The following is a 16037-nucleotide window of genomic DNA, read 5'->3' on the forward strand; positions in this document are numbered from 1 at the left end:
CTAGGTCGGCAGCCAATGCAGTTCGTGGGCCAGGGTTTTGGCGACGGTGCGGATGCGGCGGTGCAGGGGTGACTGGACGCGCGGGAGGACCAGGTGGATGGTCAACGGGGGTGCGGCCCGCAGTGGTCGCCAGGTGAGGCCGGTCGGTTGTGTCGTGAGGGCGGTTTCACCGGCCGGGGCGAGGGTGAGGCCGTCGCGTAGGTCGTGCTGCGAAAGGTCGAAAGAGACTGCGAGCGTGTGGAATCGGGGGTTCGGGTGGGCTTCTCGGAACAGTGCGGACAACTGATCGTGGATCGCGGGGTTGGCCGAACGGTCGGGCAGTCGCAGCGGATAGGCGGCCGCCTCGGCGATTTCGATCTCCGGGTGTTCGGCCAGTGGATGATGGTCGGCCATCTGGACGCCGACGCGCACCCGCCGCAGTGGGAACCGGCGCACGCCACGACCCGGCTGTTCACCGCGCGTGATCCCGGCGTCGACGCGGCCGTCGGCGACCGCGAGGGAAATCTCCGGCGTTGCCATGGGGACCGCGCTGACCTCGAGTCCGGGGCTGCTGCGAATGATCCTGTCCACCAGGGCCGGTGCGGTTTCGGCACCGGTGCTGAGGCTGTAGCCGATGCGGAGCGTGCCCAGTTCACCGGCGCCCGCGCTGCGGGCGGTGTCCCAGGCGCGGTCGAGGGCCGCCAGGGCGGGTGGCGCGGATTCAGCCAAAGCCGCACCGGCCGTGGTCAATTCGACGCTGCGGGTATTGCGTACCAGCAGGGCCGTGCCGAGTTCGGCCTCCAATCGGCGCATGCGGGCGCTGAGGGCGGGCTGCGCGATACCGATCCGGGCGGCCGCGCGGGTGAAGTTCAACTCCTGCGCGAGCACCAGAAAATAGCGCAGACTCACCGTATCCGGTGCCACATGCCCTCCCCCGCCAATTGATAACGAATCGTTCTGAGTCTATCGCGTCTCGGTCTTTCCCTCGACCACGCATGAAGCCCTAACCTGCGCATATGACGATTCAACCGATCGCGGTAGCAGCAGGAGGCAGTCATGCATAGGTTGTTGGTCCTGTATCCCGAGCCTGTCGACCCCGACCACTTTCGCGACTACTACGTGACCAAACACCTTCCCCTGGTCAGGGAAATGCCGGGCCTGCTCGCCTGCCGCTACAGCTTCGACGTGGCGGCTGCCAACGGGGCGGCACCGTACTTCGCGATCTTCGAAGCCGATTTCGCCGACGCCGACGCCCTGGCCGCGTCTCAGGCGTCGCCGGAAGGCAAGCGGGCGGCCGCCGATGTCGCCAACTACGCCACCGGTGGTGTGGTCGTTCTCGATTACCCGCTGCGGGACGGCACCAGCTGATCCGCCGCCAGTTCGCGGCGGTATTCGGACGGGGTGCGGCCGGTCCAGCGTTGGAAGGCGCGAGCGAGGGTGCGATGGTCGTCGTAGCCGAGGCGCAGGGCGATGGCGCGCACCGGGAGCGCTGGATCGCCTAGCAGGGCGGTCGCCAATTCGAAACGCGCCGTGTCGAGTTCGGCACGCCAGGTGGTGTCGTGCTCGGCCAGGCGGCGTTGGAAGGTGCGGCGGCTGAGGTTCAGGCGGTGGGCGACGTCATCGATGTCGATGCCGTGAGAGGTGTTGTCGGACAAGATGTATCGAATGGCGATCCGCACCTCCTCCGGCCAGGACGGGACCGGAAGTGGATGCTCGAGCAGGTTTCGCGCGTAGTCCCGCAGGATCGAATACAGGTGCGGGTCGTGGGATTCGCGGGTGCGGGCGTCCGTGTACAGGAAGGTCAGGCCGCCGCGTTCCTGCCCGAAATGGATATTGCCGGTGCCGAAGGCCTCGACGAGATAGTCGTACCGACGCGGTGCGGCATGCGGCAGGTCGACGCGAACGGGAATACCGCAGTCGCCGAATACTTCTCGGGCTCGCCGCTGGGTTATGGCGAGCGCGAATTCGACGAAGGCCGCGAGCGCGGGGCCCTGGAACGGGGAGTCGGCGAGATCCAGGGACAGCCGAGTGCCATCGTCGGCGATCCGCATCGACACGGCGGGATCGCAAATGGTCGCGGTGTGTTCGGCGGCGGTCCGCAGCCCGGCGGCCAGGGTCGGTGCGGCGCCAATGAGGTAATCCCACACGTGCAGGCGGCCCGGATCGGCCAGCGCCGCCATCCGAATACCCGCCTCCGGGCCGATGTGGTGGTGCAGGATCTCCCACAGCCGCACCATGTCCGAGGTGGGGACCCGCGTCCGACCGTCCACCGCCCTGCCCCGCACCAGTTCGGCGATCGGCGCGAGCTCCGAACACGGCACCCCGGCCTGCTTGGCCGTATCCAGCGCGAGCACCGCGACATGCGAGGACACCGTGTTCGCGAGCCCACCGCGCTGTGGTGATGTCATGGCAACTCCTGATCCGACTCCGGCTGGGGAACGGCTACAACCGCGACATGTCCCGGTGTTGTTCCCACCCCTACGTTCGGTGCTGCCGGAATACCGACTCCCCCGCACTGGGTTGCCTCCCAGAAACGCACCACCACAAGGAGATCACCGTGAGCGTCACCCACCGGGCCCTGAGCGCCCCCGCCGCCGATTCGGCCGCCGTCACCGCCGAACTGCGCGATCGAGCCGAGATCACCGACGCTCTCTACCGATTCGCTCTCGGCCAGGATCGCAAGGACCGCGACCTGTTCGCCTCGGCCTTCACCGAGGACGCCGAACTCGATTTCCGGCCCGCCGCCGCCCGCTGGGGAGCCGAGCCGCCCGTCATGACCGGGCGGGACGCCATTGTCGACGCGATTCTCGGCATGTTCACCGGCCGCGTGGATACCACGCATCAGGTCACCAATCCGCGCATCACCGTGGAGGGCGATACGGCGCGGATGACCGCACTCGTGGAGGCCCAGCACCTGCTGACCGCCGATCACGACACCTTCGCCCTGCTCAAGAACCCCTATGTGCTGGAGCTGAAGCGCGACGGCGACCGCTGGCTCATTCACCGCATGCGCATCGAAAACACCTGGTACCTGGGCGAACCCAAGGCCATCTTCGGCGGCTGAGCCGAATCCGGTCCGGCACCACCGGTTTACGGGCTGGACGCGATCGCCACCAGTTTCGCGCGATCGGTGACGGTGATCCGTCCGCGGCCCAGCGAGACGATGCCCCGATCCTCGAGATCCCGCAGCACCCGATTGGCCGTGACCCGCGTCGTGCCCGCCATCGACGCCAAATCGTCCTGGGTGAGCCGGATTTCGGCGATCGGGGCGGGACCGCCGTAGATGCGGGCGAGATTGGCCAGGCGGCGCACCACCCGCGCCTCCACCGGCAGATAGAGCGCTTCGAGGACGGTCGCCGAGAGCCGTCGGATCTGCTCGACCAAGGTTGCGGTCAGCATCTGGTCGATGCCCGGGTTGGCGGCGCGCAGGGCCTGGAGCCGATCCCGGGTGATGCTGAGGGTTTCGGCGTTCTCGGCCGCCTCCACGGTGGCGGTGCGCCGCGCGTCGGGGCTGAGCACCGCGAGTTCACCGAACGAATCGCCGGGTCCGATCATGGTCAGGGTGGCTGTTGAGCCGAGCGGGGTCGTCACCCGGATCAGCAGCAGACCCGACCGCACCAGGTGCAGGGTGTCTCCGGGATCGCCTTCGTGGCACAGGATTTCGCGGCGCTTGAACCGCCGCAGCACACACGAGGCGATGACCTCGCGGCGCTCGTCGGGCGTGAGGCTGGCCAGCAGCGCGTATTCCGTCACCGCACACCTCGCAGGACGAAGCAGTTCACCGGCTCCCGGCGACCCTTCACCGGGATCGCGTGCAGCGGTTGCACGAACGCTCGGGGCCCGAGCTGCGCGCGGGTCTGCGGCCCGATCACCACGTCACCCGGCTGCGCGACACCCTGCAACCGAGCCGCGGTATTCGTGGTGTCGCCGATGGCGGTGTAGTTGCGCATCTGTGCCGCACCGATATTCCCGACGAGGGCCGGACCGGTATTCACGCCGACCCGGAATCGCGGCCAGTCCGGTCGCCCCGCCGCAATGTGCGCGACGGCCTGCTGCAGTCGCAATCCGGCGCGGGCGGCGCGCAGCGCGTGATCGGGTTGCGGTGTGGGCGCGTTGAATACCGCCATCACCGCGTCCCCGACGAACTGCACCACCACGCCGCCCTCTTCCAGGATCACCGGCACGATCGCGCCGTAGTAGGTGTTCAACATCTGCACCACCAGTGCGGGGTCGGTGCGTTCGGCGAACGGCGTGAACCCGCTCAGATCCGCCATCAGCACACTGACTTCCGCGATCCGCCCACCCAGATCGGCTTCCGCCGGATTGGCGATCAGCGCGGTCGCGACCTGCGGCGACATGTACGAGCGGAACAACTGGTCCAGCTGACGGTACAGCCGCGCGTTCTGTTCCAGCACCGCGAGCTGACGTTCGGTGAGCCCGAACCGTTTCGACAACTCCACCCCGACCGAACCCAGCGGCTGGTCCACCGGCACGCCCACGGCCGCCCGCTGTCGCAGTACCTCCACCATCTCGGTGAGCGCCCGCGTGTAATCGCGCTCGAGATTGGCCATGGTCTGATTCAGCGTGACGCTGTCGAACAAGCCCAGCGACGAACCTTCCCGCCGGAACTGCACGTGACTGCTCACCGCGATCAAGGCGAAGGCCGCCACCATCAGCGCATGCCATTCCCACCACGAGGCCTGCCAACTGCGCCCGTACCCGACGGCCAGCAGCGCCTCGATCAGCAGAACGAACGCGGAAAGCACACTGAGCAGCAGCAATCCGCGACGGCGGTAGAACTGGCGGGCGTACACCACCGCCGCGCCCAGATACGACAGCGACCCCGCGTAGGCGACGATGATCAGTGACCGTGAGGTCTCGGTCGCGCTGGGCGTGGCGTCGAAGGGCGGTAATCCGGTGAGCGACAACATCGCCCACCCGATCAGCAGGGTCACCGGCAGCGCCGAGAGCAGCCCGATGAGCCGGTTCATGCGTGCCGCGCCGACGGGACCGTATTCGAAGGCCGAGGCCAGGGCGGCGAACCCACCCAAGGTCAAACCGACCGGTACCGCGTAGACGAATCCGGCATTGGGCATCTGAATGATGACACCGGGCGTGGCAATGGCGTGCAGACCCAGGAATCCGGCCGCGAACTGGAACATCAACGACACCAGCACGAGTCGCAGATCGTGGCGAGCCCGCGCGGCGCGATACAGCACGATCCCCAGTGCCATGGCCAGCGCCGCCGCGGCCAGCACCAGCCAGAAATGCTCCGGATGATGCTCGTAGTGAACGTCCAACCGCGGATGCGAGAGCAACAGCCACAGCCCCGCCACCGGCAGGCTGATCGCGGCGACCCAGGTGAGGACGCTCGATTTCGACACTATTGAACCCTACCGACGCCAGCGGGCACGCGGGGCCGCAAGCCCGGCCGGAGGACGTGTTCCGGCCGGGCGCGCGGGCTCGCGCCGTTGGGGCTCAGGCTCTTTCGCCCCCGCTATCGCTTTCGACCGGGATACTCAGTGCGCCGAAAGGCTGCTGAGCAAACCCGCCAGCGGGTTGCCGGCGGACGAACCGGTGCCGCCACCGCCACCGGTCGGGGTGCAGTCGACCACGGTCACGGTGGTGGACTTGGTGCTAATGAGCTCCTGCACGGCCTTGAGGGTGTGCGACCCCGTGCTGGTCGGGGTCCACGAGAAGGTGGCCACGCCGTTCGACGGCTTGGTGCTGCCGATCTGAGTGTCGTTGTCGCTCAGGCTGACATCGAACAGAAAGGACGTCGCGGTCACATTGACCGCCACGGTATAGGTCGAATTGGCGCAGTACTTGTCACTGTTGGTCACGCTGATCCCCCTGACCAGCGCGCTGGCATCGGGTGCGGTCAGCAACGCGACAGCCGCCGCCGCGCCGATCGCGGTCGCGCCGACCCCGGCCCGCCGGATGGTGTTCATGAATGTGCTCCTCTCGTCGCCCACGTCAGCCGTGAGCGAAGAGAAACGATAATGCTTCACTGTCTCGCTCGGAGGAAATTCACAGGAAAGGCATGCCCGAACTCTCGTGCGGAAACCTCGGCGCGAACGCGGGGGTGAGATCGTCGAGCCAACGCGCGGTCTCGCTGTAGTTCGCGAAGAACGGTGTACCCACCAAGGATTCGTTACGGGCCTGGAGGAAACGCAGAGCGAACACACGACGGTCGGCAATGGTGGTGACACCGTCGATGACGATCTTCCCGGGTGTCGCCGACATGACAGGACCGCGGACTGTCCGGGCCAGGCCGGGGACCGACCGATAGGCCTCGGTGAAGAGGGCGGCGGAGGCGGCCAGCGGGACGGCGAAGTGATCGCGCGGGCCGGTGTCCCGTTCGACGAACATGTAGTACGGGATCATGCCGAGTCGAACTTCGCTCTGCCACAACGCGATCCAGTCCCGGGCCGAGTCGTTGACGGTGCGGACGAGCGGCGATTGGCAGCGGATCGTCGCACCGGTGCCCTGCAGTCGCGCGATGGCGGTGCGCACGATATCGGTCTCCAGCTCCCGCGTGTGCGAGACATGCGCCATGAGCGCGAGGTGCCTACCCGAGGCGGTGATCCGGGACAGCAGCGCCAGCAGTTCGTCGGCATCCGGATCGGTGACGAAGCGGTGCGGCCAGAACGCCAGGGCCTTGGTGCCGAGCCGAATCGAGGACAGCTGCTCGAACTCCGGGGCCAGCAGCGGCTCCAGGTGGCGGGCCAACACCCGGGCACTCATGATCATCGGATCGCCGCCGGTCACCAAGACGTCGCTGACCTCGGGGTGCCGCTTCAGGTAGCGCAGTAGCGTCTCGGGTCCGGGCGCGGCCATGTGCAATTCGGGATCGCCGACGAACTGGGCCCATCGAAAGCAATACGCGCAATACGCGTGGCAGGTCTGACCGTTGCTGGGGAAGTACAGCACGGTGCTGCGGTACTTGTGCTGCAGCCCCTCGAACGATTCCCCTTCCGCCTCAGGACGATTGAGCGTGCGCTGCTCCTCCGGATGCGGGTTCATGGCCTTGCGGATTCGGGTGGCGGTATGCCGGATCTCGGCGGCCGAGGCCCGGCCGACTAGCAGCGAGACGACCTCGGCGCGGTCGTCGTCGGTCAACATGCCCGGATGCGGCATGGTCAGCCGGAAGATCGGATCCTCGGGCGCGCGGGTCCAGTCGATGAGTTCGTCGAGGACATACCGATTCGTCCGGAACGGCAGGACCGCGGCCACGGCGGCCAGTTCGAGCGCCGCGGCCGCATCGAGCCCGGCCCGCGCGGCAATAGCCGGGAGCTCCCGTGCACCGATCGCACGAAATCCATACTCCGTGGTGCCCAGCGACATCCGATGCCTCCAGCCACATGCCCGACGGGCGTCGAGCAACCGAGGTCCGATCCTATCGATCCGCGGTTGCCCCGTCTTCGCGGGCCTGCTCCCGGATTCCGTCGATCGGATCGAGGCGGTGGAAGCTGCCGGTCGGGGCTTCGGAGAAGATCCCGGACAGCACGGCGGTGAGCCGGGCGGTCAGCGCTTCGTCCGCCACCCGGGTCAGCGTGTAGTCGTCGCCGCTGTCCAGCTTGGCGGTGATCGCGTCGGCGTCGTCACGATCCAGAAAGCGATCCACCCGCGAACTGTGCAGATACCGGACATTGTCCACCACAATGGATCTCACCAAGCGGCGGAGTTCGTCACCGTGCCCGTCGGACAGGGTGATGCCGATCAGGTGCTCCAGCGGTGCCGAGCGAGCCCAGACGGCGTGAAATCGATCATTGACGAATTTGCCGAGCGGGGAACGCACCGACACCTCCAGCTGCCGCGAATCACCGGAGAGCTCGCCGAGAGTGTAGAACGAAATCAGGCACCGGTCGTCGGACCGATACATGGTGACATCGGGACCCGAATAGTAGAGCCGGACCTGGAAATCCCCACGCAACCCACGCCCGCCGAGCTTGCGCACGAGTTCGCCTATCTCCCTTTGCATATCACGCAGAGTGGTCAGATTGCGGGCGAGCTGTCGCTGCAGATCCTCCGCCGCGCCCAGCTCGAGGTCACGCTGCTCGGCCGCCAGGGTGGACGGGTTGATCAGCAGGATCCGCACGGACACACCGCGAGCCAGCGCCGCGCGCGTGATCCGCCGGAACCGGTCGACATACGGGTCGAGCAGCATATTGGAGAAGGTGTCGACGACCCGGACGGCATCGGTGCTGCGATCGGCCCGATCGAGAAAGCGCCCGTAGTCGAGTTCCCGGTGCTCGCGCACCCGAGACTCGCCCACCCGCTGAATGATCGGCGTCAGCAGGAAGATGGTGAACACCGCGCCGATCAGGTCGGCCGCGGTGTTCAGTTCGAAATTGCGCCAGTAGTCCGGCAATCCGCGAGCCAGCGTCGACAGCGTCAACACCGTCGCGACGCCGACGCCCAACCCCGCGATCCACCGCGGCTCCGGCCAGCGCCACCGCCGCATCCGACGCCGCCACGAAACTCCCCCGCCTGCCACGGGATTCAGGGTAGAGCCTGCCCGCGAAGCTTCAAAGCCCGACGAAGACCGAACTCAGAAGTCTTGGGGCTCAGAGTCATCCGAGGTGGGGGGTTCGCCGCCGCCTCGGATGGTCCAGAGGACACCGTCTAGTTCGTCGGGTTTGATGAGGACGTCGCGGGCCTTGGAGCCTTCGGAGGGGCCGACCACTCCCCTGGTTTCCATCAGGTCCATGAGGCGGCCCGCCTTGGCGAAGCCGACGCGGAGTTTGCGTTGAAGCATGGAGGTGGAACCGAATTGGGAGGTGACGACCAGTTCGATGGCCTGTACCAGGAGGTCCAGGTCGTCGCCGATATCGGGGTCGACGTCCTTTTTCTCCCCGGCCTTGGCGGCGGTGACGCCCTCCTGGTAGTCGGGTTCGGCCTGGGTCTTGGCGAAGTCGACGACGGCCGCGATCTCCTCGTCGGAGATGAACGCGCCCTGTAGACGAGTCGGTTTGCTCGCGCCCATGGGGAGGAACAGACCGTCACCCATGCCGATGAGCTTCTCCGCGCCCGGCTGGTCGAGGATGACCCGGGAGTCGGTGAGCGAGGAGGTCGCAAACGCCAGGCGGGACGGGACATTCGTCTTGATCAGACCCGTCACCACGTCCACCGACGGACGCTGGGTGGCCAGCACCAGGTGAATGCCCGCGGCACGGGCCTTCTGGGTAATGCGGACGATGGCGTCCTCGACATCGCGCGGGGCCGTCATCATGAGGTCGGCGAGCTCGTCGACGATCGCGAGAATGTACGGGTAAGGGCGATACACCCTTTCGCTGCCCAGCGGCGCGGTGATCTGCCCGGACTTCACCTTTCGATTGAAGTCGTCGATGTGGCGGACCTTGTTGGCCTGCATGTCCTGATAGCGCTGCTCCATCTCCTCCACCAGCCAGGCCAGGGCGGCGGCGGCCTTCTTGGGCTGGGTGATGATGGGCGTGATCAGGTGTGGAATGCCCTCGTAGGGCGTCAGTTCCACCATCTTGGGGTCGATGAGGATCATGCGAACCTCTTCGGGGGTGGCCCGGCACAGCAGCGAGACCAGCATCGAGTTGACGAAGCTGGACTTACCCGAACCGGTGGAACCGGCCACCAGCAGATGCGGCATCTTGGCCAGGTTCGCGGCCAGGTACTCGCCCTCGATGTTCTTGCCCAGACCGATCACCAGCGGGTGATGGTCGTTGCGGGTGCTCGGGGCCTTCAAAACGTCGGCCAGGCGCACCAATTCGCGGTCCGCGTTCGGCACCTCGATGCCGACCGCCGACTTGCCCGGAATCGGGGCCAGCAGGCGCACGTTCTCGGTCGCCACCGCGTAGGCGATATTGCGGGCCAGTGCGGTGATCTTCTCGACCTTCACACCCGGGCCCAGCTCGACCTCGTAGCGGGTGACCGTCGGGCCGCGCACGAAACCGGTGACCGCGGCGTCGATCTTGAACTGGACCAGCACCTCGGTGATGGCCTCGATCATGGATTCATTGGCCGCACTGCGCTTCTTGGGCGGATCGCCGTCGGTGAGCAGCGACAGCGCGGGCAGCGTGTAGTCGCCGTCGACCTCGCGGTCGGTGACGAACTCCAGCTGCTGCGGTTCCGGCGGCGGCGGCGTCTGATCGACCACCTTCGGAGCGGGCTTGCGCGGCTTGGCCTTCGGCTTCTCCTCCGGCGCGACGATGTCCTTGGCGTCCTGCAGCGGTGGTTCGCCGATGATCTCGGTGACGGCGTCCGAACCGGCGAACTCGTCGGGCGGGTAGTTCTCCGACGGCGTCTTGCCTCGCCGCTTGCGCACCTCGGGGCGGTGCAGCGGGAAGCCGTCCGCGTCGTAGTTGGCCGGGTCGTAGAGGCCGTGTTCCTCGGAGTAGCTCTCGTATTCGTCGCCGCCCGCGTCGGTGCCGAAGATCTCCCGCATGCGGGCGGGAATGTCGCGCACCTGGGTGCCGGTGAGCAGCAGGACACCGAAACCGATGGCCAGCATGAGCAATGGCACGGCCAGGAACGCGCTCAGCCCGTCCTTCAAAGGACCGCCGACCACATAGCCCACGAATCCCGCACCGTGCGCCCGGCCGTGATAGTCGGTCGGCGAACCCGCCGCCATGTGCCACAGGCCCAGAATCGGCAGGCCCGCCAGCAGCCCGCCCAGCACCAGCCGGGGCCGGATCTCCGGATTCGGCTCGGTCCGCATGAGGATCACCGCGATGGCCACCGCCACGAACGGCAGTCCCGCCGAAGCGGATCCGGCCACCCAGCGCACCACCGCGTCCACCCAGTGCCCGACCGGCCCGCCCGCCGAGAGCCACACCGCCGCCGCGATGATGAAGGCGAAAGCCACCAGCCCCAGCGCGATGCCATCGCGCCGATGCCCGTGCTCGATATCCCCCGCCCGGCTCACCGCCCGCGTCGTGGCCCCGAGCCCGCGCGCCGTCATGGTCCAGGCGCTGGTGACGCCGCGCCGAACCACGGCCAGCGGCGCGGTATTCGACTGCCGCCGCACCGGCCGCCGCGCGGGCGCCTTCCGCGCCGGTGCTTTCCGGGCCCGCGTGGCCGTGCGCGGCCCGCGAGCACGGGACTGCGCGGGGGCCTGACCCCGCGCGGTCCCGGCTCTCGTACGTGACGTTCCGCTGCGGGCCTTCCCTGCCATGCGTCCCAGGCTAGCCGCTCCCGCCCCACCCAGACCATCCGCAACACCCGACCCACCCATATCAGACATGTGGCGCTCACTACCCGAAACCGGCCCGTCACCGGCCGGAGTGGCCCCGGTCAGCGAGCGGGGACCGGGGGTTCGGTGGTCCAGGACCGCAGTGCGGTGTCGAAGTCGGGGATCTGACTCGAGGCCATGCGATAGCACTCGGCGGCGTCCACATTGCGGCCGAGATTGCGCAGGGCCGTGTAGCGGACCAGCAGGTTATGGGCGTGGACCGCGCCGGTGCCGATCGAAACGCGGGTGGCCTCGGCGCGTTCGGCATGATCGGCGGCCTGGGCGAAGCGGCCCGCCGCCAGATAGGCGCGGGCGGCCCGGGCGTGGACGGCGGATTCGAAACGGGTGCTGCCGAAGCGGCGGGCCACGGCCAGGGCGGCGTCGAAGAGTCGGGCGCCGCAATCGGATTCACCCTCGCCGCTGAGGACCCAGGCGGCCTCGGTCAGACCCCAGACCACATTCCGGCGCACCCCGGGCTCGTCATCGGCCACCACCGCGCGGGCGGCCGCGGCCAGGGAGTCGCGGTTGCGACCGGCGGCCGAATAGGCGCGGGCCAGCAATGAATACGCCACCCGGACGCATTCGGGGCTGCCGCCACGGCGGTACATGGACAGGGCGGTGGCGAAATGCGCGGCGGCGCGGGTCGGATCGCCGTCGTGCAGGGCCAGCAGCCCGGCGAAGCCATTGGTCGCACCCGAGGCCCAGGCATCGGTATCGGGGTCGTCCGCGTCGAGCAGTCGGCGCACGTGCACGGCCGCCAGGCGCGGTTCGTCCAGCTCACCGAGCAGCGCGAACACCAGCGCCAAGCGTGCCCGGCGGACCGCGGCGGCATTGCCGTCGGCCTCGAGCGCCAACACCAGGTCCTCGAGGGTCTTGACCAGGTCGATCGTGGCGTCGCAGGCCAGGCCGGTCTCCGCGACGGTCAGCGCGAGATCCGCCGCCATCTCGCGATGCCCCGGCGTGCCCGCCATGGCCAATCGGTACAGGGCGTTCAGGTTGCGGCGCTCGATGGTCAGGAACTCGCGCGTCGAATCCAGATCCGGGAGCCGGGTACCCGGGTGGCCGGTCGGCGCGAGACGCAGGCGCAGGCCCGGATGGCGCACGCGCAGCACCGTTTTCATGGTGGCCAGGTAGTAGTCCAGCAGGCGGGCGGTGACATCGGGCTCGCTGTCGGAGCCGGGGCGGCCGAGCGCGAACAGGCGCATGAGGTCGTGATAGTGGTAGCGGCCGCGGCCGACCGACTCCAGCATGCCGCGATCCACCAGCTCCTCGCACAGGTCCTCGGCCAGCGGCTCGATGGTGTCGAGCACGGCGGCGATGGCGGCCAGCGGCAGATCGGGCAGATCGGCCACCGCGAGCAGTCGGAAGGCGCGGGCCGCGTCGACGGGCAACTGGTCGTAGCCCGCGCGGAAGGCGGCCGTGAGCGCCAGATCCCCGGCCCGGAACCGGTCGAGGTCATAGCGTTCGGCCGCGAGACGTTCGGCCTCCGACACCACCGTCCACCGCGGGCGCGCCGCCACCCGCGCGGCCACGATCCGCACCGCCATGGGCAGCAGTCCGCACAGTTCCACAATGCGGCGGACCGCCTCGGGCTCGGCCGCGACCCGCGCCGCCCCGACGATCCGGGCGAAAAGTTCCACGGCCTCTTCGGGTTCGAGGACCCGCAGGGCCGCCGACCGCACCCCCGGCAGCGCGGTGAGCGGGCGGCGCGCCGTCACCAGCACCGCACAGCCGGACTCGCCCGGCAGCAGCGGCGCGACCTGGGTCGCGTCCGCGGCATTGTCGAGCACCACCAGCATGCGGCGACCGCTGATCGCGGAGCGAAACAGCGCGGCCCGTTCGGCGAGGCCGACCGGAATCTCCTTCTGCGCCACCCCCAGTGCCCGCAGGAACGCGCCCAGCACGTGCTCGGGTTCGGCCGGTGCCGCGCCCGCGCCGAAAAGGTCGACGTAGAGCTGGCCGTCGGGATACATGTCCCGAATCCGGTGCGCCACATGCAAAGCCAGCGCCGTCTTGCCGACGCCACCCATACCGGAGATCGCCACGATCGGGCGATGGGCCCCCAGCACCCCGCACAGCTCGCGCACCAACTCCTGCCGCCCGGTGAAATCGGCCGTGTCGGGCGGCAATTGAGCCGGGCGCGGCGCGACCACGGTGATCGGCGCGGTCGGGGCCTCCGCGCCGGGCATCTCGTCGGAGAGGATCTGGCGGTGCAACTCGGCCAGTGCCGGGCCGGGTTCGATGCCCTGTTCGGAGACCAGCAGCTTGCGGATGCGCTGATATTCGTCGAGGGCCTCGGTGCGGCGGCCCGCGCGGTAGAGGGCGGTCATCATGAGTCCGCGCAGCCGCTCGCTGTGCGGGTCGCCGGTGATCAGGGCCTCGAGATCGGCCATGGCGTGGGAGAAGTCGCCGCGCTGCACGGTGATCTCGATGAGGTCTTCCTCGAGCACCCGGTGCAGTCGCCGCAGCCGGGCGCGTTCGGCGGCGGCCCACGGGCCCGGCACGCCGGTCAGCGGATCACCGCGCCAGGCGCCCAGGGCAGTGCGCAGGGCGCGATCGGCGGTGTCGAGGCAGCCGCCCGCGCGGGCCGCGCTCACCTCGGCGCGCAATCGGTCGACGCCGTCGATATCCAATTCCAGGGTGCCGTCGAGCCGGTACCCGCGCGATTCCGAGGACAGCAGCACACTGTCCTGCGCCGACAGGTGCTTGCGCAGCGACCACGCGTAATTGCGCAGCGCGCCCACCGCCGAGGAGGGCCGGTCGGCACCCCAGATGCCGTCCACGAGTTCCTCGACCGACACCGTGCGCCCGCGCGCACAGGCCAACATGACCAGTGCCGCCTGCTGTTTGGGTGGCATGGGTGGAATCGGCACGCCGTCGGACATCAACTCGACCGGTCCGAGAACCGCCAGTTGCCAAGACATTGCCTACCACCTCATCACCCACGGGCCGCTGCCGAATACGGAAGCTACCGGCCACCGCGTGATCGTTTCATGACCGATGTGCGGGGTGCCAGTCCAGTCGACACACCGGTCCCAGCGGGTGGGACGTCACACACTTCGGTCGAGGGCGTGGACCAGCGCCACGTCCTCCGGCGTTCCCGTCGCCTCGAGCCGAACGGCGTTGCGGCCGAAGGCATGCAGCAGCAGCTCCGACGGCGGACCGGCCAGCACGACCGTGCGATCACCGGCCTGGTGGGCGACGGTGCGGCGACCGTCGGGTGTGGTGAGCGCGACAGTAACCGGTGATTTGCGATAAGCCATGCGCGCCAAGCCCTGCAGTATCTTCCAGAGGCTGTTCTCATCCTCGGCGGACAGGGTGCGCGGTTCCCAGCCGGGAGCGCCCCGGCGCACGTCCTCGTGGTGGACGAACATCTCGGTGGTGTTCATCAGGGAGTCGACCGGGCGCAGATAGAAGGGCGGGCCGCCGCGCACCTCGTCGAGCAGCTCGGCGAAGGGGCGGCGGGCGACCTTGGCCTGCACGCGCTCCAGGTACGGGGCGAAGGGCTTCAGCATGATGCCCGGGGCCGCGTCGGGACGGCGTTCGCGGACGATCAAGTGCGCGGCCAGATCTCGGGTGGTCCACTCCCCGCACAGGGTCGGGGCGTCCGGACCCGCCTCGGCCATCGCCCGCACCAGTGCCTGGCGTTCCCGCTGAGCCAAAGTCATGAGGGCGACCTTAGTCGGCTATGTCCGGATGCGCATAGGGCGTTAAGCGAACCACCTGGTCTTTCATAAGCCGAGTAGTTGATCTTTAGACCACAGATCCGGGGGATTGGCGTCAACGTTTCCGCATCGGTAGCTTGATCGCTTGGTCCATAAGGGTCGTGGACTCGAAAGCACAAGAAGGGCAACACCTTGAAGAAGATCGTCAGCGGCGCAGCCGTGATGGTCGCGGCCGCCGGTTCCCTGCTGGTGGGTACCGCGGCTCCGGCCAATGCCTACCAGGACTACTACTTCGGCGCCATTGCGCTGTCGGTGTCCACGGGTCATATCGGCTACTCCTACGACTATGACGACAGCCCCTCGGCGCAGAACGCCGCCATGAGCTCGTGCACCTACAACGACTGCAAGATCGTGGCCAAGTTCGCCAACGGCTGCGGCGCCATCGCCTACTCGAGCCGCAGTGGCTACTACACCTTCGGTGCGGCCTCCTCGCGGATCGCGGCCAAGAACCAGGCGCTGAGCCGGAACTCCGGCGATGCCACCATCATTCACTGGAACTGCACCACCGGCTACGAGCTGTAACGGGGAGAATTCGTTGAAGCACACCATCTTTCGCGCCACCGCCGCGCTGATGCTGGCCACCTCGGCGCTGGGCCTGGTGGCCTGCAGCAAGTCCGATGACTCGAGCAAGGCCGCCACCACCACCTCCGCCGCCGCCAAGCCCGCGGGCAAGTTCGACGGCAGCACCGAGGGCGACGGCAAGCTCACCGGCGCGGCCCCGGCCCCCACCACCGTCGCCGACATCGCCAAGCCGTCGGTGGCGGACCTGAACGACAAGGTGGCCAAGGCCTTCGACCCGTCCATCGACTCCAAGACCAAGACCGATTGGATCGAGGACGCGGCCCTGGACCCGCAGCTGGCCCAGAAGCTGGTCGACGCCGCCAAGGCCAACAACGTCAAGATCAAGATCACCAATGTGGGCGACCCGTCCGACGGCAAGCTCAAGGCCGACGCCGACGTCACCATCGACGGCAAGCCCGTGCAGAACGCGACGGTCTCCTTCGTCGCCGACGGCACCGACTGGAAGATCGACCACAACTACGCCTGCTCGATCGTCAAGGCCGCCAAGCTGGATTCGGCTGCCTGCCAGGACAAGTAAGACCGCAGGGCAGAACGAAAACCGCCCG

General features: G+C 68.2%; 14 protein-coding genes. 4 read left to right on the top strand and 10 right to left on the bottom strand.

Going from position 1 to position 16037, the window contains the following annotated elements:
• Complete coding sequence (locus VMT40_RS09175) at window positions 1-903, bottom strand: LysR family transcriptional regulator (RefSeq protein WP_326357554.1); 903 nt, start codon at window positions 901-903, stop codon at window positions 1-3.
• 132 nt (window positions 904-1035) lie between these two features.
• Between VMT40_RS09175 and VMT40_RS09180 the strand changes: the two genes are divergently transcribed.
• The gene (locus tag VMT40_RS09180) at window positions 1036-1347 is read left to right on the top strand and encodes an EthD family reductase (RefSeq protein ID WP_326357555.1); all 312 of its coding nucleotides are present in this window, start codon (window positions 1036-1038) and stop codon (window positions 1345-1347) included.
• Here VMT40_RS09180 and VMT40_RS09185 read toward each other — a convergent pair.
• Window positions 1320-2387 carry an AraC family transcriptional regulator ligand-binding domain-containing protein gene (locus VMT40_RS09185; RefSeq protein WP_326357556.1) on the bottom strand — a complete coding sequence of 356 codons (1068 nt, stop codon included), beginning with the start codon at window positions 2385-2387 and terminating at the stop codon, window positions 1320-1322. The two genes, VMT40_RS09180 and VMT40_RS09185, sit on opposite strands and share 28 nt — an antisense overlap.
• A gap of 149 nt (window positions 2388-2536) precedes the next feature.
• Between VMT40_RS09185 and VMT40_RS09190 the strand changes: the two genes are divergently transcribed.
• On the top strand, window positions 2537-3043 hold the full coding sequence (locus VMT40_RS09190; RefSeq protein WP_326357557.1) for a nuclear transport factor 2 family protein: 507 nt from the start codon (window positions 2537-2539) through the stop codon (window positions 3041-3043).
• 26 nt (window positions 3044-3069) lie between these two features.
• Here the strand turns inward: VMT40_RS09190 and VMT40_RS09195 are convergent, their stop codons facing one another.
• The 8 genes from VMT40_RS09195 to VMT40_RS09230 form a co-directional block, all read right to left on the bottom strand.
• Window positions 3070-3732, bottom strand: a complete 663-nt coding sequence (locus VMT40_RS09195) for a Crp/Fnr family transcriptional regulator (protein ID WP_326357558.1) — start codon at window positions 3730-3732, stop codon at window positions 3070-3072.
• Window positions 3729-5363 carry an adenylate/guanylate cyclase domain-containing protein gene (locus tag VMT40_RS09200; RefSeq protein ID WP_326357559.1) on the bottom strand — a complete coding sequence of 545 codons (1635 nt, stop codon included), beginning with the start codon at window positions 5361-5363 and terminating at the stop codon, window positions 3729-3731. The genes VMT40_RS09195 and VMT40_RS09200 overlap by 4 nt, the downstream gene beginning before the upstream one ends.
• A 135-nt stretch (window positions 5364-5498) precedes the next feature.
• A complete protein-coding gene (locus VMT40_RS09205) occupies window positions 5499-5930 on the bottom strand; it encodes a hypothetical protein (RefSeq protein ID WP_326357560.1) in 432 nt (143 codons plus the stop codon).
• Between the two features lie 79 nt (window positions 5931-6009).
• Entirely contained in the window at window positions 6010-7326 is a 1317-nt protein-coding gene (locus tag VMT40_RS09210; protein ID WP_326357561.1) for a KamA family radical SAM protein, read from the bottom strand.
• A gap of 52 nt (window positions 7327-7378) precedes the next feature.
• Window positions 7379-8479: a hypothetical protein gene (locus VMT40_RS09215; RefSeq protein ID WP_326357562.1), complete on the bottom strand. Its 1101-nt coding sequence runs from the start codon at window positions 8477-8479 to the stop codon at window positions 7379-7381.
• A 54-nt stretch (window positions 8480-8533) separates the two neighbouring features.
• Window positions 8534-11128 carry a DNA translocase FtsK gene (locus VMT40_RS09220; protein ID WP_326357563.1) on the bottom strand — a complete coding sequence of 865 codons (2595 nt, stop codon included), beginning with the start codon at window positions 11126-11128 and terminating at the stop codon, window positions 8534-8536.
• 119 nt (window positions 11129-11247) lie between these two features.
• A complete protein-coding gene (locus VMT40_RS09225) occupies window positions 11248-14109 on the bottom strand; it encodes an AfsR/SARP family transcriptional regulator (protein ID WP_326357564.1) in 2862 nt (953 codons plus the stop codon).
• Window positions 14110-14235: 126 nt separating this feature from the next.
• The gene (locus VMT40_RS09230; protein ID WP_326357565.1) at window positions 14236-14853 is read right to left on the bottom strand and encodes a TIGR03085 family metal-binding protein; all 618 of its coding nucleotides are present in this window, start codon (window positions 14851-14853) and stop codon (window positions 14236-14238) included.
• A gap of 189 nt (window positions 14854-15042) precedes the next feature.
• On the opposite strand from VMT40_RS09230, the gene VMT40_RS09235 reads away from it, so the two are divergent.
• Window positions 15043-15432, top strand: a complete 390-nt coding sequence (locus tag VMT40_RS09235) for a DUF4189 domain-containing protein (RefSeq protein ID WP_326357566.1) — start codon at window positions 15043-15045, stop codon at window positions 15430-15432.
• Between the two features lie 13 nt (window positions 15433-15445).
• Window positions 15446-16009: a hypothetical protein gene (locus tag VMT40_RS09240; protein WP_326357567.1), complete on the top strand. Its 564-nt coding sequence runs from the start codon at window positions 15446-15448 to the stop codon at window positions 16007-16009.
• The last annotated feature ends 28 nt before the right edge of the window (window positions 16010-16037 follow it).

The organism is Nocardia sp. CDC160 (assembly GCF_035818795.1).
Lineage (GTDB): Bacteria > Actinomycetota > Actinomycetes > Mycobacteriales > Mycobacteriaceae > Nocardia.